Source organism: Erwinia sp. AnSW2-5 (assembly GCF_045107195.1).
Taxonomy (GTDB): Bacteria; Pseudomonadota; Gammaproteobacteria; order Enterobacterales; family Enterobacteriaceae; genus Erwinia.
In genome coordinates, this window is sequence record NZ_JBJGXA010000002.1 from 175476 (window position 1) to 197979 (window position 22504).

Annotated in this window: 23 protein-coding genes; 11 read left to right on the plus strand and 12 right to left on the minus strand. The window is 56.1% G+C overall.

The features are described from left to right. Window positions 1–218: 218 nt before the first annotated feature. Together ACFL9S_RS02440 and ACFL9S_RS02445 are read left to right on the plus strand one after the other, a co-directional pair. Window positions 219–818 (plus strand): DUF3304 domain-containing protein, encoded by a 600-nt coding sequence (locus tag ACFL9S_RS02440; protein WP_405260112.1) that lies wholly within the window; start codon window positions 219–221, stop codon window positions 816–818. Continuing rightward, window positions 806–3262, plus strand: a complete 2457-nt coding sequence (locus ACFL9S_RS02445) for a T6SS phospholipase effector Tle1-like catalytic domain-containing protein (protein ID WP_405260113.1) — start codon at window positions 806–808, stop codon at window positions 3260–3262. The genes ACFL9S_RS02440 and ACFL9S_RS02445 overlap by 13 nt, the downstream gene beginning before the upstream one ends. 51 nt (window positions 3263–3313) lie before the next feature. Here ACFL9S_RS02445 and dld read toward each other — a convergent pair whose 3' ends face one another. After that, window positions 3314–5038 (minus strand): D-lactate dehydrogenase, encoded by a 1725-nt coding sequence (gene dld, locus ACFL9S_RS02450; protein WP_405260114.1) that lies wholly within the window; start codon window positions 5036–5038, stop codon window positions 3314–3316. A 189-nt stretch (window positions 5039–5227) separates the two neighbouring features. Between dld and bglX the strand changes: the two genes are divergently transcribed. The 7 genes from bglX to ACFL9S_RS02485 all read left to right on the plus strand — a co-directional run bounded on the left by bglX (window position 5228) and on the right by ACFL9S_RS02485 (window position 12638). Next, window positions 5228–7525 (plus strand): beta-glucosidase BglX, encoded by a 2298-nt coding sequence (gene bglX, locus ACFL9S_RS02455; protein ID WP_405260115.1) that lies wholly within the window; start codon window positions 5228–5230, stop codon window positions 7523–7525. A gap of 120 nt (window positions 7526–7645) precedes the next feature. Next, entirely contained in the window at window positions 7646–8512 is an 867-nt protein-coding gene (locus ACFL9S_RS02460) for an oxygenase MpaB family protein (protein ID WP_405260116.1), read from the plus strand. Between the two features lie 28 nt (window positions 8513–8540). Further along, on the plus strand, window positions 8541–8951 hold the full coding sequence (locus tag ACFL9S_RS02465; RefSeq protein ID WP_405260117.1) for a lysozyme inhibitor LprI family protein: 411 nt from the start codon (window positions 8541–8543) through the stop codon (window positions 8949–8951). A 117-nt stretch (window positions 8952–9068) separates the two neighbouring features. Further along, window positions 9069–10178: a suppressor of fused domain protein gene (locus ACFL9S_RS02470; protein ID WP_405260118.1), complete on the plus strand. Its 1110-nt coding sequence runs from the start codon at window positions 9069–9071 to the stop codon at window positions 10176–10178. A gap of 113 nt (window positions 10179–10291) precedes the next feature. After that, on the plus strand, window positions 10292–10843 hold the full coding sequence (gene idi, locus ACFL9S_RS02475; RefSeq protein ID WP_405260119.1) for an isopentenyl-diphosphate Delta-isomerase: 552 nt from the start codon (window positions 10292–10294) through the stop codon (window positions 10841–10843). A gap of 252 nt (window positions 10844–11095) precedes the next feature. Next, a complete protein-coding gene (locus ACFL9S_RS02480; RefSeq protein ID WP_405260120.1) occupies window positions 11096–12178 on the plus strand; it encodes a hypothetical protein in 1083 nt (360 codons plus the stop codon). 1 nt (window position 12179) lies between these two features. After that, window positions 12180–12638, plus strand: a complete 459-nt coding sequence (locus tag ACFL9S_RS02485) for a hypothetical protein (RefSeq protein WP_405260121.1) — start codon at window positions 12180–12182, stop codon at window positions 12636–12638. Window positions 12639–12824: 186 nt separating this feature from the next. Here the strand turns inward: ACFL9S_RS02485 and ACFL9S_RS02490 are convergent, their stop codons facing one another. From ACFL9S_RS02490 to ACFL9S_RS02540, 11 genes are all read right to left on the minus strand, one after another. After that, window positions 12825–14303 (minus strand): MFS transporter, encoded by a 1479-nt coding sequence (locus ACFL9S_RS02490; protein ID WP_405260122.1) that lies wholly within the window; start codon window positions 14301–14303, stop codon window positions 12825–12827. A gap of 132 nt (window positions 14304–14435) precedes the next feature. Further along, window positions 14436–14540, minus strand: coding sequence for a protein YohO (locus ACFL9S_RS02495; protein WP_133841139.1), 105 nt, complete (start codon window positions 14538–14540; stop codon window positions 14436–14438). Between the two features lie 74 nt (window positions 14541–14614). Then, window positions 14615–15148, minus strand: a complete 534-nt coding sequence (locus ACFL9S_RS02500; RefSeq protein WP_405260123.1) for a DUF3833 domain-containing protein — start codon at window positions 15146–15148, stop codon at window positions 14615–14617. 2 nt (window positions 15149–15150) lie between these two features. Beyond that, entirely contained in the window at window positions 15151–15660 is a 510-nt protein-coding gene (locus ACFL9S_RS02505) for a hypothetical protein (RefSeq protein WP_405260124.1), read from the minus strand. Next, the gene (locus tag ACFL9S_RS02510) at window positions 15657–16139 is read right to left on the minus strand and encodes a DUF2878 domain-containing protein (RefSeq protein ID WP_405260125.1); all 483 of its coding nucleotides are present in this window, start codon (window positions 16137–16139) and stop codon (window positions 15657–15659) included. The genes ACFL9S_RS02505 and ACFL9S_RS02510 overlap by 4 nt, the downstream gene beginning before the upstream one ends. Continuing rightward, window positions 16136–17365, minus strand: coding sequence for a class I SAM-dependent methyltransferase (locus ACFL9S_RS02515; RefSeq protein WP_405260126.1), 1230 nt, complete (start codon window positions 17363–17365; stop codon window positions 16136–16138). Before ACFL9S_RS02515 ends, ACFL9S_RS02510 begins: the two co-directional genes overlap by 4 nt. Before the next feature lie 3 nt (window positions 17366–17368). Further along, window positions 17369–18085: a DUF1365 domain-containing protein gene (locus tag ACFL9S_RS02520; RefSeq protein WP_405260127.1), complete on the minus strand. Its 717-nt coding sequence runs from the start codon at window positions 18083–18085 to the stop codon at window positions 17369–17371. After that, window positions 18082–19347, minus strand: a complete 1266-nt coding sequence (locus ACFL9S_RS02525; RefSeq protein ID WP_405260128.1) for an NAD(P)/FAD-dependent oxidoreductase — start codon at window positions 19345–19347, stop codon at window positions 18082–18084. Before ACFL9S_RS02525 ends, ACFL9S_RS02520 begins: the two co-directional genes overlap by 4 nt. A gap of 3 nt (window positions 19348–19350) precedes the next feature. After that, window positions 19351–20067, minus strand: a complete 717-nt coding sequence (locus tag ACFL9S_RS02530) for an SDR family NAD(P)-dependent oxidoreductase (RefSeq protein WP_405260129.1) — start codon at window positions 20065–20067, stop codon at window positions 19351–19353. Continuing rightward, complete coding sequence (locus tag ACFL9S_RS02535; protein ID WP_405260130.1) at window positions 20064–20495, minus strand: nuclear transport factor 2 family protein; 432 nt, start codon at window positions 20493–20495, stop codon at window positions 20064–20066. The genes ACFL9S_RS02530 and ACFL9S_RS02535 overlap by 4 nt, the downstream gene beginning before the upstream one ends. A 10-nt stretch (window positions 20496–20505) precedes the next feature. Continuing rightward, a complete protein-coding gene (locus tag ACFL9S_RS02540) occupies window positions 20506–21237 on the minus strand; it encodes a MerR family transcriptional regulator (RefSeq protein WP_405260131.1) in 732 nt (243 codons plus the stop codon). 150 nt (window positions 21238–21387) lie between these two features. Here ACFL9S_RS02540 and ACFL9S_RS02545 point away from each other — a divergent pair, with 150 nt between their 5' ends. Further along, a complete protein-coding gene (locus ACFL9S_RS02545; protein ID WP_405260132.1) occupies window positions 21388–21951 on the plus strand; it encodes a helix-turn-helix domain-containing protein in 564 nt (187 codons plus the stop codon). Beyond that, complete coding sequence (locus ACFL9S_RS02550; RefSeq protein WP_405260133.1) at window positions 21948–22499, plus strand: GNAT family N-acetyltransferase; 552 nt, start codon at window positions 21948–21950, stop codon at window positions 22497–22499. Before ACFL9S_RS02545 ends, ACFL9S_RS02550 begins: the two co-directional genes overlap by 4 nt. Window positions 22500–22504: the final 5 nt, after the last annotated feature.

A 22504-nucleotide genomic window follows, 5' to 3' on the forward strand; every position in this document is an offset into this window, starting at 1 on the left:
GCTACTATATAGTCGCCTCTGTATGCACAAGGAAAATGTGCCTAATACCTGCTTTCTACACTCGTTTTAACAGGAGTAAATATGAGTGCCTCTTATCAGATCCATGACCTGAAAACGCGAAGCCGTCGATATTTTATCACCGGGTATCCGCGCCCGACGCAGTGACACACTTTCGCCCAACACCAACGTTAGCTTACTTTTCCAACAAGGAACGTCAGATGAAACTCTCATTATTAAGCCCGCTATTAGCGGGACTGTTGCTGTTATCCGGCTGCACGCAGTCTGCCGCTGAAACCCGGAGCCGCAGCGGGGGCGGTGGCACCATTGATGCCATCAACCACACCAAATGGGCGATTAACAACTTCAGCGTGGACGGTCAGTCGGGCATCGATATTATTGGTCCCTTTCAGGGCGGCGGCGGCGGGTGCTGCTATGGCGTTCCGGCACAGTGGAAGCCGGGGATGACGGTGCATATTGACTGGGAGACGGGGGTAGCCTATGCCAGCGATGTCCCTGAAATACCTGCGCCAGCGCGACCCATCCAGCGCGGCCAAAATAATAAGGTGTGGACTGAAGAAATATCAAAATATAACCAACAAAAAAGAGTTTGGTACAAAAAAATCAATGCTTTAAAGCAGCAACATAGCAAAACCGTACCCGTCCCTGACTACAACGGTCAGGACACCTGCGGTATCACGGTGCATTTTCTGCCGTGCGATGACGTGAAGGTCACCACCAGCTGTTACACCTACGGCAGCCCGGCCTACCCGATAAAAGAGCCCATCAGGATGAAGGAGCCAACAATATGTCCGAGATAAAAGAAACCGATTTAGCATGGAACCCGCCGCCGTTCCCGGCGCAAGGTCGCTTGCCTGCTGAACCATTGCTGGTAGGGAAACACTACCACCAGCAGAATAGCAACGAGCGCCACTACCGTGAGGCACTGTGCCTGGCCGCCGGACGGCGTGTTGCGCCGCCCTGCTGTAAAACGTTGCATATCAGCCTGTTTTTCGACGGCACCGGCAATAATCTGAACAATGATTTTGTCCTGTCCGATCCGAAACACCCGAGCAATATTGCCCGCCTGTTCCGCGCGGCTATCGGCGACGGCACGGCGGGCGGTGTGCCTGATACCCGTCAGGTGCCGCTGGATGCGGCCGCTGACAGCGGTGGTCAGTATTTTAAATTTTATATACCCGGCGTCGGCACCCCGTTCCCGGAAGTGAACGACCTTGAGTACTCCATCGAAGGGCTGGTGGGGGCGGCGATGGGCGAGGAGCGCATCAACTGGGCGTTGTTACGCATTATTGATGTGTTAATGCGCGTGAGCAAAGACCAGGTCAATAACAGCGTAAAACTTTCAGAAGGTGACAGCCGCAAGTCGATTGATAAAATGGGCTCCCGCTGGAGCCGACTGTGGGTGGGCGGCAGCCATAACCGCTATGAAGAATTTAACCGGTTATTGCAAACGTTATCGCGGCCGCTGAAACCGTTGATCACCCAGCCGGAGCCGGGTAAGCCTAAACTGCTGGGCATCAAGCTGTATATCTATGGTTTTTCGCGCGGTGCGGCGGAGGCGCGCACCTTTGTACGCTGGCTAAGTGAGCTGCTGCCCCCACCGACAGGGGAAGGGGAAAAACCGCCGCAGTGCCTGCAAATTGGCGAGTTACAGCTGCCGATCCGCATCGAGTTTCTCGGGCTGCTGGATACCGTAGCCTCGGTTGGGGTAGCGCATGTGGCACCGCTTGCCTCCGGCCATATGGCCTGGGCCGACGGCACCATGGAGTTGCCCAGCGATGAGATTTATCCGGGGCTGATTAAGAAATGTGTGCATCTGGTGTCCGGTCACGAGCAGCGGTTGTGCTTCCCGCTGGACTCGGTGCGCCGGGCTAACGGCAAGTATCCCCCTTATGCCACCGAGGTGGTTTATCCGGGGATGCACTCCGATATTGGTGGCGGTTATCCGCCGGGGGATCAGGGTAAGGCGAATGCTGAGGATGACAGCTTATTGCTGTCGCAAATAGCTTTGCATGATATGTATGCTTCGGCTTTTGAAATTGGAGCTCCGTTGAAAGTGCCGGCATACTCTTTATCAGAAAAAATGAAACATGATTATTGGAGAACAATGCCAGTTGATCTCGAAGAATCATACAACGTCTCAACGGACTTGGTCACTCGCTTCAACGCCTGGCGCGAACTCACCCTCAACCTGCCCACCCCGGCAAATATCACCGCTGAAGAGGCCGCGAAATACGACCCGCCCCGCGCCAGCGGCAGTCTGGAAAGCGTTATCGATAATCAGATTGCGTGGATCACCGCCTGGCGCATTGACCGCTATGCCAAAGGGACGATGCTGAAAACACCGTTCTATCAGCGCGCCACCGATAGCGAAGCGCTGCCCGCCGCACGTCAGGCAGCCAAAGATAAACGCAATGCCAGGCAGAAACAGGTACTGAGGGATCGCCAGGAGCAGTTCGTGAACCAGCCTGCCGACAAAATGGATAACCTGGTCTATAAGCCGGGGATAAAAGATTTTGACCCGGATATGGCCCGCACTCAGCTGTTTGAAGCCGCGAAGGAGTTTGGTAAGGATTATCATGATGGTTACCGCATCCCGGATAACATTGCGCAGGTGGTGCTGGATACCGTGCTACAGCCGATGATTTTTGTCCTGAATACCGACGACGAACCGCAGGAGTTCCGGCGGATTAAAACCGACGGTGAGGCAAGGGTCGATATCCTCTTTCCTGCCGCCGGTGAAGCCAGTAACGCAGAGCAGGCATCCGGACGGGTTCGGGCGCTGTTTGACGACCAGATGCACGACTCACGCGCCTGGTTTATGCACGCCGCACTCAGCTCGCGCGAGATGTGGGCGGGTTACTTCCGCTACCGCATGATCTATTTTGCCGATGTCTGCAATAAATCCCTCTCGCCGCTGGTGATCGCCGGAAACCTGGTGGGATTTGCCACGCTGGCCACAGGCGTGGTGCTGAGCTTTAAACAAAAAAGCCTGGCGGGAACTCTGGCCGGGCTGGCGGCCACGGGCGCAGTGCGTTCATTGCAGGTCGAGGTGCTGGACCAGATAACCCGGCTTCCGCTGCCTGAGCTGCCGGGGGGCGAACAGCTGCGGGCCTTTACCACCGAGCCGGGTGTTGTGGTGGCTCAGCAAAAAGTCCTGATAGCAGAACGGCAACTGGCGCAGGCGAAAGCGGCCATCCCGGCCAGTTGGCTGGAAAAAGTTCAGATAGCGACGCTAAAGTAGTGGAAAGGTAAATGGGGGCGAGGCTTCGGCTTCGCCCCCATTCTCACGATGTTAAGGTTTATCGCACCCGCATTCACCCCAATGCTTCGCCCGCGTGGTTTTACCAATCCCCGGATTAAAGCTGTTGGTCGGGTCGAGCTGCTGATAGAACGCTTTCAGCTGCGGTTTGGCTTTATACAGATGCCCGACGTTATGCTCTGCCGGATACTCTGCGCCACGGGCGTGCAGGATTTCCAGCATCTTCTCTTTGAGCGCGTGGACATCCACCCCTTTTTTCACAATGTAATCCTGATGGAACACGTGACAAAGGAAGTGGCCGTAATAAAGACGGTGGGTCAGCGCATCATCAAACTCAGGCGGCAGCTTTTCAAACCAGTCGCGATCGTTGCGGCGCAGGGCAATATCCAGTGCCAGGATATCTTCCACTTCCTTATGATGCACCGCGTGATAACGCACCGCCGCGCCTGCAGCGGCAAAGCGATGCAGGAACGCGTGCGCCCCTTCTTTCCCTTCGCACTCGAAGAACTCGCCTTCGGCCTTGCTGAAAAAGTCGTTTAAATACGTGCGCGCTTCGGCCACGCCGTCGCCGGACATTTTCAGCATCAGGTGGTGTTCAAAACGGTCACGATACTGCTTCATGCGCGGCGGCAGATGTGACGGCAGCAACGCGGAGATTTTCTGCAACACGCGATCGCTGAAGTGCGGTTTCAGCCATTTTATCCGCGCGATCAGGGCATCCGCGCGTCCCTTAAGTGTGAAGAACTGCGGCATTTTGTCGGTGCCGAGCTTATCGATCATCACAAAGGTGTCTTTGCCGTAGGTTTCCGCCATATCGAAAATATCGCGGTGCATATACTCCCCGGCCACGGGCAGATTATGGAAGTTCGCCAGCATATGGCGGCGCAGCTGGTCGAGCACCGCCGTGTCATTGGTGCCGATATAAAACACCTGCTGGGCGCTTTCGCTGGCAAAGGTGTCCAGGCGAACGGCAAACAGGGCCAGCTTGCCCGCGCAGCCGGAGGCTTCAAACAGGCGGCGTTCATCGGCATTAAAGCGTGATGGCGTGTCGGCATTGACGTCGCGTACCCGTTCGGCGTAATCCGGGTCGGAGGCGTGACGCTGGTCGTGCAGCACATCGCTCTGCTGCCAGCTGTCGTCATCCAGCTTGCCTAAAATCTGCTCCGGGGTAACACCGAGGTTGATCCCCAGATGGTTCACCAGCTGCAATTTTCCGCTGGCATCAATCTGCGCATACAGCGCCATTTCGGTATAAGCCGGGCCGCGTTTCACCAGCGAGCCGCCAGAGTTATTACAAATGCCGCCCAGAACGGAAGCGCCAATACAGGAGGAGCCAATCACCGAGTGCGGTTCACGCCCCAGCGGTTTCAGCGCTTTTTCGAGCTGGTACAGCGTGCTGCCGGGAAACGCCAGCACCTGTTTCCCCTCATCCAGCAGCTGGATTTTATCCATTCGCAAGGTGCTGATAATCACGATATCGCGCGGATAATCTTTGCCGTTCGGTGTGGAGCCTTCGGTCAGCCCGGTATTGGCCGCCTGCATCAGGATAATGACGTCGGCGGCCACGCAGGCCTGCAAGATACGCCACTGCTCAAGCAATGTGCCGGGGAAGACCACGGCCAGCGCATCGCCTTCGCCCGATCGGAAGCCTTTACGATAACGTTCTGTTTTTTCCGGTTCCGTTAACAGATGGTTGCGGCCCACAATGCGGCCCAGTTCAGCAATCAGTTTTTGTCCTGCGAGTTGGGAAGTGTGCATGTCATGTCCTTGTCAGTATCACCGTCCCACTGTAGCACTCGCAGCGGGGCAATAAAGTCCGGCCTGTGGCGTCTGTGATTCATCACCTGAAAACTAGCTGCTATTCTCAAGGTATGCCACACTGCACCAGCTTGTTACGTGCACTAAAATAAATAGATACGCCACAGTCACTTGAGAGAAAATCATCTGATGAAATGGATTTGTTCTGTCAGCCTTGCCGTTACTCTGGCGATCCAGCCAGCTTTTGCCGACGATTTGATCGGCCCACATCAACTCACTCCGCAGGCGCGTGATGCTTTCGTTACCGATCTGCTGAAAAAAATGACGCTGGATGAAAAGATCGGCCAGCTTAGATTGATCAGCGTCGGGCCGGAAAATCCGAAATCCGCCATCCGCGATATGATCCAGCAGGGGCAGGTGGGGGCGATCTTTAATACCGTTACCCGGCACGATATTCGTCAAATGCAGGATCAGGTGATGCAGCTCAGCCGCCTGAAGATCCCGCTGTTCTTTGCCTATGATGTGATTCATGGGCAGCGCACCCAGTTCCCGATCCCGCTGGCGCTGGCCGCCAGCTGGGACACCGATGCCGTCACTAATGTCGGCCGTATTGCGGCTTATGAAGCCGCCGATGACGGGCTGAATATGACCTGGGCGCCAATGGTGGATGTCACCCGTGAACCCCGCTGGGGGCGCGGCTCAGAAGGCTTTGGCGAAGACACTTACCTGACGTCAGTGATGGGCCGCACGATGGTGCAGGCGATGCAGGGTAAAAGCCCGGCCGATCGCTATTCCGTCATGACCAGCGTTAAGCACTTTGCCGCCTATGGTGCGGTGGAAGGTGGGCGCGATTACAACACGGTGGACATGAGTTCGCAGCGCTTGTTCCAGGACTATCTGCCGCCGTACAAAGCGGCGCTGGATGCGGGCAGCGGCGGCGTTATGGTGGCGCTGAACTCACTGAACGGCGTACCGGCCAGTGCTGACAGCTGGCTGTTGAAAGAGGTGCTGCGTGATGACTGGAAGTTTAAAGGCATCACCATCAGCGATCACGGTGCGATCAAAGAACTGTTGAAACACGGCGTGGCGCGTGACCCGGAAGATGCCGTGCGCATCGCGCTGAAGTCCGGCATCGACATGAGCATGAGCGATGAGTATTACAGCAAGTACCTGCCAGGCCTGGTAAAACGCGGTGAAGTCAGTGAGAAAGAGATCGACGATGCTGCGCGCCATGTGCTGAATGTGAAATACGATATGGGGCTGTTTAACGACCCGTACAGCCACCTTGGCCCGGTCGGCAGCGACCCGGAAGACACCAACGCGGAAAGCCGCCTGCATCGCAGCGAAGCCCGCGATGTGGCGCGCAAAAGTATGGTGCTGTTGAAAAACCGTCTGGACACGCTGCCACTGAAAAAATCCGGCACCGTAGCGTTAATCGGCCCGCTGGCTGACAGCCAGATCGACATTATGGGCAGCTGGTCTGCCGCCGGTGTGGCCGCGCAGTCCGTCACCCTGTTGCAGGGGATGAAAAATGCCACGGCCGGTAACGCGACGCTGCTGTATGCCAAAGGCGCGAACGTCACCGACGACAAAGGCATTCAGGACTTTATCAACCTGTATGAAAAAGCGATGACCGTCGATACACGTTCACCGCAGCAGATGCTGGATGAAGCGGTTGCCACCGCCCAAAAAGCCGATGTGGTGGTGCTGGCGATAGGTGAAGCGCGGGGTATGGCGCATGAAGCCTCCAGCCGCAGTGACCTGACGCTGCCACAAAGCCAGCTGAAACTGATTGACGCGCTAAAAGCCACCGGCAAACCGCTGGTGCTGGTACTGATGAATGCGCGTGCGCTCACGCTGGTGCATGAAACGCAGCAGGCCGATGCGATGCTGGAAAGCTGGTACAGCGGCACCGAAGGCGGTAACGCGATTGCCGATGTGCTGTTTGGCGACTACAACCCCTCCGGCAAACTGCCGATGTCCTTCCCGCGCTCCGTGGGGCAGATCCCGATCTATTACAACCATCTCAACAGTGGCCGGCCGTATAACTTCGCAAAACCGAATAAATACACCTCACACTATTTTGATGAAGCGAATGGCCCGCTGTTCCCGTTTGGTTACGGGCTGAGCTACACCTCGTTCACGCTGTCGCCCGTGAAGATGTCGGCTGCGACCATGCCACGTAACGGCACGGTTAACGCCAGCGTGACGGTGACCAACAGCGGTAAACGCGATGGCGCAACGGTGGTACAGCTGTATCTGCGCGATCAGGTGGCCAGCATCAGCCGCCCGGTGAAAGAGCTGAAAGGCTTTAAGCGCATTATGCTGAAGGCCGGGGAATCACAAACCGTCACCTTCCCGATTGACGTCAGCGCGTTGCAATTCTGGAATGCCAGAATGCAGCAGGTGGCCGAGCCGGGTAAATTCAGCGTGATGATCGGGCTGGATTCCGCGCGTACCGTCGACGCAGAGTTTGATTACCTGTAAAGCGGGTCGGGCAGGGCATGCCTACCCCCTTTTTCGTAGGGGCGAGGCATGCCTCGCCCGGTTTCAATTCATCTCCCGTAGGGGCGAGGCATGCCTCGCCCGGTTTCACAGGGCGCAGTCATGGTCAATTTTCGCGATAAAATTCAGCAGCAGGTTTTCCGCTTAAACGGCCTGTCGCTCAATGAATTTGACCTGTCGCAGCCACCAGACGACCCCGGTCTGTACGGCCCGGACAGCGTGATATGGCGCGTGCACGGTGATTTTTCTTCCATGCTGTGCGGCGGGATCGCCGCGCTGTTATTACAGATGCAACACCCGCTGGCACTGGCGGGTGTCTGGGATCACTCCACCTTTCGCGACGACATGATGGGACGGCTACGCCGTACCAGCCAGTTTATTGCCGTCACCACCTTTGGTAACACCGCCGATGCTCACACCCTGATTGACCGGGTGAAGCGCATTCATCTGCGCGTCAGCGGTGTGGATGCGCAGGGGCAACCCTATGCCGCCAGCGATCCTGCGCTCCTCACCTGGGTTCATGTGGCCGAAACCCGCAGTTTCCTCGCGGCGCATCTGCGCTATAAAAACCCGCAGCTCAGCCTGGCGGAACAGGATCGTTACTATGCTGAGGCGGCATTGGTGGCCGAAGCGCTGGGGGCGCAGGACGTGCCAAAAAGCGTGGCGGCCGTTGAGGCTTATCTTGAGGCGATGCGGCCGCAGTTGCGCTGTGATGCACGCACGCAGGAAGTGTTATCACTGCTGCTGAATGCGCCTGCGCCCTCCTGGCAGGCGCGTCCGGCGATGAATGCCATGCTGCTGGCGGGCATTGAACTGTTGCCTGCGTGGGCACAACAGGCATTTGGGCTGCATTTTTCTCCGCTGCGGCGGCGCATGATCCGCCTGCGTATTGGCGTGATTGCCCGGCTATTGCGCTGGGCGATCTCGCGTGGTGCGTATCAGCGGGCCATGACGCGAGTCGGGCGTTAATCCTTTTTCACGGTTCAGGAACCTTATTATGAAGAAACTTCTTATCAGTCTGCTGCTGCTCAGTGGCTCAGCCAGTGCAGCAGAAATATTACGTCAGGATCTGGATTCCCGCCTCGCGGATTGCCAGCAGCAGGCGGTCAGCACCCAGGACAATCTTCAGTGTTATGAGGTGGCGAATAAAGCCTGGGATAGCGAGCTGAATAAACAGTACAAGTTATTGCTGGCCGGACAGTCGCCTGAGGCGCAGGCCGCGTTGAAAAATGCCCAGCGGGCGTGGGTCAGCTACCGTGACAGTTATTTCGAGGGAATGAACCGCTTTTATCAGCAGCAACAGGGAACCCTCTGGGGGCTGGTGGCGTCAGAATCTAAGCTGAATGTGATTAAAGAGAAGGCCCGCGATCTCTACCGACTGCGTGAAAGCACCCATATGGGCGATTAACGAAAGGCATTTTGAGACTTTTACCCTTGCCCCGATGTGATGTAACGCGCCATTCTCTTCTGATTGCCCAGGCCTATTCTCAAGGGAATGGAACCCGCCACACACCGTCGAGGCGTTATGACACAGCCCTATCAGATTGCTGAAGTCACCAATCAGCAACAGACGCTCATCGCAATTGTCGAACAGGATGAGCGCACCGCGTATTTTTATATCTGGCCGACCGACGCATTTCGTCAACAGTTTGCCGTGCGCGGCTGCTGGCTGCGTAACCTGTTGCCTGCCCCTTTGCAGGATGATGTTGCCGCGATGGAGCAGGGTACGCCCCCGCTGCTGAGCGCCGAGTATTGCCGCACGCTGGCCGCCGAACCGATGCTTGACCCGGCCGGACTTCAGGTCATTTGGGAACCGTCAGATGACGGTGCCGCGCTGTGGTATCAGGGGCAACTGCTGGCGGTGATCCCCGGCTGGAGCCTGTATCAGGATCAGCAGGTGAGTTTTTCGGCGGGCTGCATCAAAGCAAACCGTCTGACCGCGCCGCTGGGTTCAGCCTCGACCAATAAAAACTACGCTGCCGCACAGCAGCACCGGCAGTTTTTGCGCGAGTGGCAGGACGGTCAGCAGTGGGAGCCTTTCCAGCAGGAGATGCTGCAATGCTATGAAGCGCAGTACGGTGAGTCACTGAAATATTACTCCATCGATCAGGGCAACTGGCCGCCGATGGCCATCTCTCAGCATTACCATGAAGGCTGCTGGTATTTCCTCACGCTGGGCATGTGCATCCGACCGATGCCGTGGGTGGATTTCCTGTTTGAGGACCTCGCCCCGGAATACCGCCGGACGGAACTGGCGCTGGCTATCGATGCCGAGGTGATGACGGAAGAGAACGCGGTGCAAATGGCCAGCGCGTTAGCCGGATTTGCACATATGCCGTGGTCGCGCCTCAGCTGGCTGGGGGAAGGGCATACGCTTGAATCCTCAGTCGCCCCAATGGGGTTTGAAGGGTTTATTCTTTCTTCCGCCCTGGGGCGTGAAAGCGGGCAGTTCCCGCTGCCAAAACGTGAAGGCGAGAAGGTCAATCTGCTCTGGGCGGCGCCGATCACCCAGCTTGAGCGCGAATTCGCTCAGGCCGAAGAAAACGGCGGACTGGATCTGGTGGCGCGCCTGTTGCAATACGGTGGGGGACATATTTTCCGCGCCCGCCAGCAGGTGGTGAATAGTGAGGAGTGATTTGGCGCATCCCAGGCTGGAAATGCCGTGAACCTCACATAAAGCACGATTTTACGCAGACCACCAGCCGCCTCTTATGCCAGAATAGCGCGTATCATTTCTGAGGAGTCGGCATGTCTGCAATTGAAGTTATCCTGGTCGATAGCCAGGATCGTCCTACCGGTAAGATGGAAAAAATGGAAGTTCACGAAAAAGGTTTGCTGCATCGTGCGGTGACCGTTTACGTGTTCAACGCTGACCATCAACTGCTGTTACAGCGTCGTGCCAGTGGTAAATACCACTGTGGTGGGCTGTGGAGCAACACCACCTGTGGGCACCCTTATCCACAGGAGTCGACTCAGGATGCCGCTGAACGTCGCTTACGGGAAGAGATGGGGCTGCTCCTGACGCCGCAACCGGTATTTGAACTCAGTTATTACCTGCCGCTCAGTAATGGCCTGACCGAACATGAATATGGCCACGTCTATTTCGCCATCAGCGATGAGCAGCCGGACATTAACCCGGAAGAAGCAGAGGACTGGCGTTACTCTTCACTGGCCGATATCCAGCAAGAAATACACACCCACCCGGAACGATTTACGCCGTGGTTCCTGCTGACGTTCGCCCGCATCCCTGCTGAATTTGCTCGTTTTACCGCGCAGCAGTCAGATCACTCCTCCAGATAGATCCCCATCCGGTCAGCCAGTGCCAGCTGGCTCTCTAATATGAAATTCATCGTATTTTGGTCATGCCACCAATTATTTGAAAACATATTTTTCAACAATGGCGCCGATGATCTTTTCATCGGTAGCAGATCGACAATCATCTGATCCCATCTTCCCTGGTCCTGGGAAAATTATGGATAAACAGCGATTGATATTTACACGATGAAAGCATAGATATTCCTTCCTTGTTTAAGGATAAACACGCGAGGATTCATGTTCTGTTTATATCAGGTACAGGATGCTGGAAGGCGGCTTTACCCACGGGATTTTCAGTTCATTCAGACGCCCCGCGCGGCGTTCAGCAATGCCCGGATTTATTATGAAATGGATTATAGGTGCTATGCCAGGCAAGACATATCCAGTGATCTCCCGCAGCGAAAAACGGCCAATAATGATCGCTTCAACCCGTCCAACCGATACTCAGGAAAGAATGGCTACGATCCCCTTTATGATGCCACCGAGAGGGGCCTCAACAGTGGTGGGATTATCGGTATTGATACGTCAGAACGTTGGGATCCTTTTTACCATCCGTTCTATTTCGATGCAGAGAGCAATCTGGTTTTCGGCGGTTCCAGGGAGCTCCGTGCTTCACCGTTCGAGCAGGCAGTCAGGAGGGCCTATGAAATATGCCTGAAACGTCATCATGGCAAAAAGCCCGCCCCTACCCTGAAAAAGCATTATGTCGGTGACCCAGACCAGCAAGCCTCACAGGGGAAAACGATTAACAGCAAAGCGGCCGGGCGGTTACTGGCAGCCGGTGGCGTGTATAATGGTAATGTCGAGGGATTCAGGAAAACGGCCGAGCAGTTAGGTGGCGATGCGGTTAAGGGATATGACCAGGTACTGAACGAGACGACCAAAGGAGCAGCGATTGCGGTCGCTTCGATTACTGCGGGATTAGGTAAAGCGAGATTGAATTCGTTAACGCGGATCGATCCGCGGGGGTTGGCAGGTGGTCAAATTGGACGTGACAACAATCCATTGAGTTCTTCTCGTGCAGCCAGACGTAGTGCAATGAGACAAACAGGAATACCGACAAGTCAACAACCTGTCAGCCAGTCGAAAAATAGCTCTGGTTGGGAGTATAGATATGAAGTATCAAAATCAGGTGGCCGTACTACTCTTACGACAGTACAACAACAAACAATGGATGTTAGCCATCCAGAACAGCCACATTGGGAAGCGGGTAACGTAAAAGTTGATCCCAGAACAGGTGATACACGCATGAACGATTATGGGCGACCGAAAATAGCGAACCCTAAAAGCAAAGCTTATTATAAAAAGCATGGTGGTTAATATGAATTCAACACAATATAAAAAAGAGTTGTTATATCGAAAGGCTAATGGAAAAATGGTTTTTGAATCATATCTATCTAAAATTAATTCGTTAGTTTGTTGCAATGTCGATGCTTTGAATTTACTTTCTTTAGAGTTTACAGATGATGTATTGAAAAAATCCTTAATGAATGAAAGGCGTTCCATTAAAAATAAAATAGAAAATAAGCTTCTTTCTGAGTTTTTCGATAAAATAAAAAAATATGATTCTGGTTTTTTTGTTTTTATTGATGACGACTGGAAATATTGTGGTGCTTTTTTAATTTCATCATTAAATTCATTAAGGGATGATTTTAGCTTTGGTGATAATGTTTTAAATAATGTATTGTTAATATCGGATGATTTTTCTATTTATATAGATTTAGATTATTACGAGATGATGGGGGAAAATTACATAGATGTAAAAGAAAGTTTAAGATAGTGATGAAGATCCGGACCCTCCCTAAGATCATCGCTGTCTTTATGTGAACCTAATGGGGCAGGTTCTAAGTAGGGATCTTTTATCAGCCGTTCAGTCAGTTACCGCCTACCGCGGTGGCTTACTGATAACATCGATCGCTTGTGGGCGGGGAGCGTGTGACGAATCATGCCGCCACACGCTGTTTTTCTACTGATGACTAAAAGCAAAATCCTCGGAATCGACATCGTAGCCTGAAGGCTCCCAGCGGATAGCCAGCAGGGCGATCAAACCGATAATCGGTGCCATGCCAATCACCCAGAACACATTGGTGCCCAGCAGGGCGGCCAGTACCGGGAACAGGAACAGCGAAGCGGTCGAGCTTGCGCGCACCATCGTCTGGTTAAAGCCCACACCCACGCCGCGCAGGGACGTCGGGTAGCTGAGAGAGGCGTAGGTCATGGTATGTGCGCCCGGCCCGAAGCCCTGTCCCAGCAGGAACAGCGCCAGCATACCAATCGAGATCGCCGCCTGTTGCCCGTCTTCCGGGCGCCCCACCAGCGCCAGACCGACCAGCGCCACAATCTGGAACGTATAACCGAGCGTCATCATTTTCCAGGCACCAAAGCGTGGCACCAGCCGCACGGCCAGCGTACCGCCGACAAAGGCAAACAGCAGATTCAGCGCCAGCGACAGCAGAATAGTGTTGAGCATCGACTGGGCGAGGAAGCTGGAGATAATCACCGGCAGGCCAAACGCCACCGCGTTATAGGCGAAAGGAGATACGATTGAGGTAACGGTCGCCAGCACGGTGCGCTTCAGGTAAACCCCTTTGAACAGCGCGCCGTAGTTGCTCCAGCTGGCGCGGCGTACCGCTTTGACCGGCGCGAGATCGGCATCGGCGGCGACGTGCGCATTAATGCCCCAGGCGCTGCGCAGGATCGCCGCTGCCCCTTTCAGGTCGCCCTGATTGGCGGCCCAGACCGGAGACTCACTCATATAGCGGCTGCGAATGGCAATAATAATCAACGCCGGAACGGCCCCGAAGCCAAGAATAATGCGCCACATCAGGTCGCTGTGACTCTCCGGCAATACCGTCCAGAAGAACAGCACCAGCAGATAAGAGATGGAGATGGCGGCATACCAGGTTGGGCACCACATGGCAATACTGGCGGCTTTATTGCCGCGACCCCGCAGTTTGGAGAACTCGGCGAGGAAAGCCATCGCGACCGGTAAATCAATACCGATGCCCAGGCCCATTACGAAACGCGCACCGGCCAGTACATACTCATTGGGGGCAAACGCACAGGCGAGGGCTGCAAACACAAAGAAGAACATATCCGCCATAAAGACGCGATAGCGGCCAATTTTATCGGTGAGGTAGCCGCCAATCAGCGCGCCGACGATGGCACCCAGCGTAATCGACGAGGCGATCATGCCCGCGCCTGCCGGGGAGAGGCCAAATTCGCGGGTGACATCTTTCATGCCAAAGGCGAGTGCCCCCAGATCGTAGGCGTCAAGAAACACACCGCCAAGGGCGATACCGATAACAATACGTGCATTGTTGCCCGAGTGATTGCTGGAGTTCACCAGCTGAGAGACATCCGATGCCTGACGGAGGGTAACGATATCGCCTGTTGGCGTGTTCCCTGCCAGTGCGACATGCGCCGAAGAAGTGATTTCAGTCATGATGTTGAGTTTTATTTTGATGAGTAAACTCAAAGCATAACTGTCTGACCTGTCGAGATAAATTCCGTATGGTTATAAGTTACAACCAAAGGTGCTGGCGGGGCGGCAACAGACTGCCGCCGGGCCGCACGATCAGGAACGAACGATGAAGGTATACCCGGCCAGCATCACGCCGCCAATCCCACCCAGCGCCATCAGCAGGAAGATAAAGATCACACCAATCTTTTGTAAGTTCATCACGTAGCCCCTTTACTTAATCAGGGGCGGAGTATAGCGCTTTCGCCCGCCGTAATTAAGCCAAAGCAGACGTTTTATTGTGCCGAATCGGGCTGTTTTGAGAAGAACAGCGTGACGCGTGCCACTTCAATACCGAATTTTTTCATCGAGGTAACGTTCATCAGGTGCTGCGCATCCTGCTGATAAATCCAGTCGTCAAAGTTCAGTTTGTAGCTGCTGTCATCGGTTTTTACCGTCATGGTGTAGCGCCAGTTAAAGGCGTTGCCGCTGGCGTGGCCCGTTGCCGTGCCAATAATATCCCCGGCCGTTCCGGTGTAGCTGCCGTCTGCCAGGCGGCGGATATGCCAGATGCGCGTCTGCTTCTCGCCATCGTCATAGACGAACTGCTCGTTTAATGTCAGCGTCTCGCCCACCACCTGGCCGCGGATCACCACGTCAAAACGGCGGATCTGCTTACCGCTGTAATTCTGCACCATCCCCCAGGCGCGGGATTCACCGTTGAACCAGCTGAAAATATCAATCTTCGGTTGCGCCTGCTGATAGTCTTCCAGCGTGGCACTACAGCCCGCCAGCAGCAGGCTGAGCGTCAGTAACAGGGATTTCCACATGATTAACCTCCGGTCAGTTCCCGACGGATATCGGGGTAAGTCGACGATGGCGCTAGCCAGATATTGAGAAAAGCATCGCGAAAGGCAGCATCAAAACGCGGGCCTATCGGGTTGATAGCGGCCTGCGTACCGGCAGCCTGCCAGTAAAATTGCCCACCATTCGCATCAGCCTGGAATGCCAGGCGGGTGCCATCGCTGACGCCCGGCCACACGGCGGACAACTGTTGCAGCCACTGCTGGCGCTGAGCGCTGCTGCCGGTATTCTGTGCCTGCCACTGTTCCAGCGTGGCATCCAGCAGCTCCTGGCGGCTGATGTTGCGGCGGTAGGTGATCACCAGCGCCAGCGGCCACTGGTCAGGCTGCCAGCGTCCGCCGGGCGTCAGCAGCTGGGAATCGTACAGCGTAAACGGTCCCCAGGTCAGCGTCGCTTTGCCCACGTTCTGCCAGCGCAGCCAGTCAGCGGCCTGGCTCAGCGGTGAAAACAACAGCAGTAATAACAGCCATTTCTTCATGAGCCTCTCCGCAGCAGTCGGCTGGCTAACGGCAGCCAGATCGCCCAGCCAATGGCCAGCGCACCCAGCGCTACGGCAGGTGACTGATGCCATTGCAGGCCACCGAGCCGCTCACCGATGAAATAGGAAAAAGGTCCGCCCAAGGCGCCCGCCGCGACCAGCCAGCGCCAGCCCGGTGCAAAGCGCTGGAGGATCATTCTCCACCAGCAGGCGAACGTCAGCCACAATGCCAGCATCCAGACGGGAAACGCGTGGCTGCCGCTAAAACTGAACAGATCCAGGCTCAGCCACAGGCTGTCGAGTGCGATGCCTGCCAGTGCGACCAGCAGCAGGCGCAGCTTCACCTCACGCGGGCTAAGCAGCCAGGAAAACAGCGCCCCGGCACACAACAGCAGCCCGATGCGTTCGCGCAGCGCCACGGCCAGCCCCCAGTAAATATCGAAGCCGAGGGTGAGTAACCAAAAGCGCAGGCGGCTCATGCGCGTTGCAGTGTGAGCTGGACGGTGCCAATGGTCTGTGCGCGGAATCCTGCCTCGCAGTAGCAGAGATAGAACAGCCACATACGGCGGAAACGCTCGTCAAAGCGCCCCTTTGCCAGCTGCGGCCAGGCATTGTCAAAGCGTCGCCGCCACAGTTGCAGGGTTTGCGCGTAGTCCGGGCCGATTTCCAACTGGTCAATCTCGCTGAAATCGCTGATTTCACTCAGGGTGTTCTGTAACAGGCTGACGGAGGGTAAAAAGCCGCCGGGGAAGATATAACGCTGAATAAAGTCGACGCCGCGCGCGTAACTGTGAAAACGTTCTTCACTGATGGTGATCGCCTGCAATGCCAGGCGGCCGCCCGGTTTCAGTAACTGCTGGCAGCGCTGAATAAACAGGGGAATATAGGCTTTACCGACCGCTTCAATCATCTCTATCGAGACAATTTTGTCGTACTGGCCGCTAAGATCACGGTAATCCTCACACAGCACGGTGACACGATCGCTTAGCCCGGCGGCGGCGATGCGCTGACAGCAGTAGGCATACTGTTCGCGCGAAATAGTGGTGGTGGTCACCCGGCAGCCATACTCGCGTGCAGCAAACTCGGCCATTGCGCCCCAGCCACTGCCGATCTCCAGCAGATGGTCATTCGGTGTCAGTGCCAGCTTCACGCACAGGCGTTTCATTTTGGCCTGTTGCGCCTGCTCCAGCGTCATCTCTGGCTGCTGGAACCAGGCGCTGGAATAGAGCATTGCCTCATCGAGGAACGTGGTGTAGAAGTCGTTGCCGAGGTCGTAATGGGCGGCGATATTGCGCTTTGCCTGGCGCACATTGTTGCGGCGCAGCGCATGCAGCAGCTGATTAAACGGCGCGGTCAGCCAGCTGAGGCGGGCCTCCAGCTTATCGGCGACACGGGTATTTTGTGCCAGCGTCAGGATCACCGCGGTTAAGTCTGGTGTTTCCCATTCGCCATCCATATAGGTTTCTGCGGCGGCAATGCTGCCACCCAGCAGGATGCGGCGATACGCCCGTGAGTGATGCACCAGCACTTCGGCCTGAAGTGTGGCCTGCGCATCACCAAAAAAGTACGTGCCAAGATGCGGGTCGTGCAGGGTTAATCCGGCCCCTTTAATGCCCTGCAACAGGGATAAAATCACCCGGCGCGATGTGGAGAAGCGTTTACCCGTTTTCGCACGGCGCGTCAGGCTGAAATCAGTGCCAGTCATGGGTTATTTCTCCGGCTTACGGTGGTCATATACCGGCGCACCTTTGCGCCAAAGTTTCCACGCCTGCCAGTAAATCGCCAGCGCGGTACGAACGGTCATCATGGGAAAGCGCCAGAGAAAATGGCGCAGCGTCTGCCGGGTCAGCGGCTGACGGCGTAAATGCAGGGTGGCATCAAATTCGCGCCCCTCACGGTGGTTCTCAATATGCACCTGCAGTGATGTACCCGGCGGGGACAGCCGCCAGTGGTAAACCATCTCCATAGGGTTAAACGGAGAAACATGAAATGCTTTCTGTGTCGTTTCGCTGCTGTCGGGTTTCACCGCGTAAGTGTGGCGCTCATTCCACGGCGTGTTACGCACCTCGGCCAGCATCCAGCGCAGCGTGTCGGCGGCATCGTACAGGTAGTAAAGGTTGACCGGATTAAACGAACAGCCAAAGTAGCGCAACTGGGTCAACAGCATCACGCGTCCGGTGAGATGTTCCCCGGTCAGGGCGGCAATGCGTGCCTGGGCGCGCTCTTTGATGCCGCTGCCGCCACCAAGATAGTCGTCCTCACTGAAGCTGGCAGCGCGCAGATTGTGGTGGCCGATGCCAACGGTTTTCAGCAACGAAAGCTCATCAAGATCAATCAGCGGCATAAAAATGCGGTAGCTGAACTGGTGATCCACCGGGGTGAAGCGGCGGTGGCGCACATGGCCGCTGTACAGCACGCTGTTCACAGTAAACCTGCCTGATCCATCGCCGTCGTCACATCTAACGCGCTGCGGATGCCATCTTCATGAAAACCGTTGTAGCTCCAGGCTCCGCAGAACCAGGTGCGGTTGTTTCCGTTCAGCAGCAGGCGCTGCTGCTGAGTGTGCAGACAGTGCGGTCCGAACTGCGGATGATGGTATTCAAAACGGCGTAACACGCGGGCCGGATCGATCGGTTGTGTCGGGTTGAGGCTGACGCAGAACGTATGTGATGACTGAATGCCTTGCAGGATATTCATATTGTACGTCACGCTGGCACCCTGCTGTTCGCTGTCGTTGGCCTTATCATCCAGACGGTAGTTCCAGCTCGCCCAGGCCGCGCGATTCTGCGGTAACAAGCGGGTGTCCGTATGCAGCACCACTTCATTGGCGCGATAAGGCACACCGGCCAGCATCTCACTCTCCTGGGATGACGCATCGTCCAGCAGCTGCAACGCCTGGTCGCTGTGACAGGCGAAAATGACCTGGTCATAGCGCTCAACACCGCGCGTGCTCTCCAGCGTGATGCCATCTGCATCCCGCGTGACACGGGTAACCGGGGTGTCGAGATACACCTGCATCTGCTGCCCGATAAGCTGCATCATGCGGCGGATATATTCCCGAGAACCGCCGGGCACCACGTACCATTGCGGGCGCTGGGTTAAATCCAGCAGGCCGTGATGATGGAAGAAATTCAGGAACTGGGTCAGCGGCATACGGCGCATCTCACTCAGTGAGACCGACCAGATGGCCGCACCCATTGGCAAAATATAGTGCCGGGCAAAAAAATCGCTGAAGCCCTGTGCGGTGAGAAACTCATCCAGCGAACCCTGTTCCTGCTGGTGCGCCAGCCACTGCTTTCCACAGCGGTTAAAACGCACGATCTCCGCAAGGAAGCGATAAAACGAAGGCTTGAGCAGGTTGCTGCGCTGGGCGAAAAGGCTGCTGAGCGTATGGCCGTTATACTCCAGCCCGGTGCGGGAATTACGCACCGAAAAACTCATTTCCGTGGGCCTGCCTTCCAGCCCCAGTTCCGCCAGTAATCCCTGAAATCGCGGGTAGGTGCGATCGTTAAAAACAATGAACCCGGTATCGATCGCCCAGTGCTGATCGTCCAGTTCCACGTCCACCGTGGCGGTATGACCACCGAGTGTGCTGCCTGCTTCATAAAGATGAACCTCGGCGCGTGGGGCTAATTTCCACGCACAGCTCAGGCCAGCAATACCACTGCCAATAATCGCAATGCGCACGCATTACCTCGCTATTTTTTGCGTTAAAAGACGCTGAAGGGCCTGGGGCAACCGCGAGGTCACCCGCAGAATAAAAGCAAACAGCGCCGGGAAAGCGATTTCGGCCTTTCCTTTTGCCAGCCCGCGCCGGATAAAGCGCGAAGCCTCAACCACATCGACAATCATCGGCATGGCAAAATCGTTGCGCTGGGTCAGCGGCGTGTCGACAAAACCGGGCAGCACCAGCGTAATGCCAATTTGCTGGCGCTTAACATCCTGCGCCAGGCTGCGGGCGAAATAGGCCAGCGCGGCCTTCGAGGCACCGTAGGCTTCGGCGCGGGGCAGGGGAACCATGCTGGCGGTGGATCCAACCAGCGCCACGCGGCTGCCGGGTTGCATCTGCGGGAGCAGGCTGTCGAGGCAGTTCACCGGACCGCTGAAGTTGGTCAGCATCACACGGTGGACTTTTTCAGCATCGACAACGCCGTGATCAAGGTATTCACAGGTGCCTGCGCAGAGGATCGCCAGGTCGACCCGCTTGTCGCTGAGTGCGGCGCGCGTCTCAGCCAGATCGGTGATATCAAACAGGCAAAGGTCAATCAGCGGGAACTGCTGGCGCAGTGCGTCCAGTCGCTCCGGGTTGCGTCCGCAGGCGGTGACATGCCAGCCTTCTGCCGCATAGTCGTGTGCTAATTGCAGACCGATGCCGGAGCTGGCGCCGGTGATCAAGACGCGTTTCATGATTTCAACCTCTTTTTGACCAGGCCGATGATCGCACCCAGCAGCGGTAGCTTCTCGTAGAGCATGGCGCCCATGTCGTAGTAATCGCGCTGAAAAATCACTTTATTGTCGCGAAATTGCAGGTAACTGCTGCCTTCCAGCGCCTGGTCAGCCCCCCGTTGCAGTGCGGGGTGGGCATACTCCATGCGCCACAGCAGCAGCGCGTCCGTATCAAACTCACGCACCTGGGTCACCACAAAGCGGCAGTAACGCATGTTTTTTAGCAGGCTGGCGAAATACTGCTCCACCACCGCAAGGCCCTGGTGTTCGCCCACCGGATCGCTCAGACAGATCTCCTGGTGGTAAATCTGCGCCAGCATTGTCAGCCTGTCGCTGTCCAGCGTCTGGTAGAACGCCACTAACTGCTGAAGTGCGACCTGCTGCGTCATGCCTGATTCCTTAGTGATCGTGTGCGGTAATCGAAAACCCTTGCGCCTGCCAGTGGCTCATCTGCTCCTGCTGGCGTTTGGTTAAGGCCTTTCCGGTATACACAAAAATATGCTGACCGGGGAAAAGCTCGGGGCGCGGAGACTCCAGCGGCTCGGCCAGGATGTCAATGCGCCAGCCTTGCTGCGAGAGCCGCCAGGCTTCCAGCCACAATCGGGTTCGGTCCGTCAGGCCCCAGCCAATCAGCAATGCATCTTTGCCTGCTTTCTTGCGTGAGCCGGTTAAACAGAAGCCAATGTAATCAATTAAAGCACCATCTAATAAACTACACATTGCCCGCGCGGTATTTTGATCCAAACCAAGGCGCTGTCGAATAGGTACAAAGACACGGTCGATGATCATCTCTGCCGGGTTTTCTTTGCCCATTGACGCGATTTTTACCCGCAGCTTTGACGGATGCACCAGGCGAATCACCGCCAGCATCTCTTCCTGAAGGGCAAACCACCCATCATCAACATTAACGTTTTCGCCTTCGATCAGCGCTTTGACCTTGCCGACCGGCACGCCGCTCTCGATCCAGCGTTTAATCTCTTCAATGCGCGCAATATCGTCTTCATCAAACAGACGATGACCACCTTCAGTGCGCTGTGGTTTAAGCAGACCATAACGACGCTGCCAGGCGCGCAGCGTGACCGGGTTAATGCCGCAGCGTTCTGCGACGTCGCCGATGCTGTACAGTGCCATGTGTTACCTCTTGCTGGCTGTCAGACCTTTTATCAGCCTAACCAATATTATCAGGTTGTACAAAGTATTATTTCTTGTACAAGTTGAAATGATGAAAATAAACAGCTATATCTCATATTTGAGATTAATTCCCATATATGAGAAATAACGATGGAACAAACCCCCACGGAACAGCGGCTGGCACAGCGTCTGGCCGACCTGCGTCTGGAAAAGGGCTGGTCGCTGGAGTCACTTGCCGAGCTTACCGGGATTAGCCGCGCTTCGCTATCCCGCATCGAGCGGGCAGAGACCAGTCCGACAGCCTCTTTGCTTAACCGTCTGTGCAATGCTTACGGGTTAACGATGTCACGTTTGTTAAGCGAGGTTGAGCAGGAAGCTGTACAACTTTTGCGGCCTGCGCAGCAAAGCGTCTGGCACGATGTGGAAAATGGCTACGAGCGCCGCTCACTCTCCCCGCCTGCGCAGGCGTTTCATGCCGAGCTGGTGGAAGCCCGGCTGGCGGCGGGGGCGCGTATTGACTACGACATTCCGCCTATTGCCGGGCTTGAGCAACATATCTGGATACTGGATGGTGTGCTGGAGTTTCATATGGATGATCGCTTCTGGCGGCTGGAGCAGGGCGACTGCCTGCGTTTTCATCTGTTCGGGCGCACCCGCTTTTATGCGCCGGAAGCCGGCGGCGCGCATTATGCACTGGTGGTGGCCCGCCCATGAACAAGGTTGATTATCAATGGCTGGACGCCGGGCAGGCGCAGCAGGCACTGCCTGAGCTGTGTGACGTGCTGGATGGCTGCGTGGCGCAGGGGGCCAGTATTGGCTTTGTTGAACGCAATGCGCAGGCTATGCACAATTTCTGGCAGGATGTGGTTCTCAGCCTGGCCTGCGGCGATAAACAGCTGCTGGTGGCGAAGCGCGAGGGGCGGATTGTTGGCACGGTGATGCTGGTGCTGGCCATGCCCGCGAACGGCGTGCATCGTGCCGAGGTGATCAAGCTGCTGGTGCATCCGGATGCGCGCCGCGGTGGGATTGCTCGCCAACTGATGTTGCAGGCCGAAGCCCGCGCAGGTGAACAGGGGCGCAGTTTGCTGGTGCTGGACACCCGCAGCGGGGATGTGGCGGAACCGCTTTATCTCTCGCTGGGCTGGCAGGTGGCGGGGCAGATCCCCGGCTATGCCCGTTCAACCGCAGGCGTAATGGATGCCACGACGATCATGTATAAGGTGATTGAGCACAACGGTTCTATGCCTGCACCAGGCGCGTAGGGGAC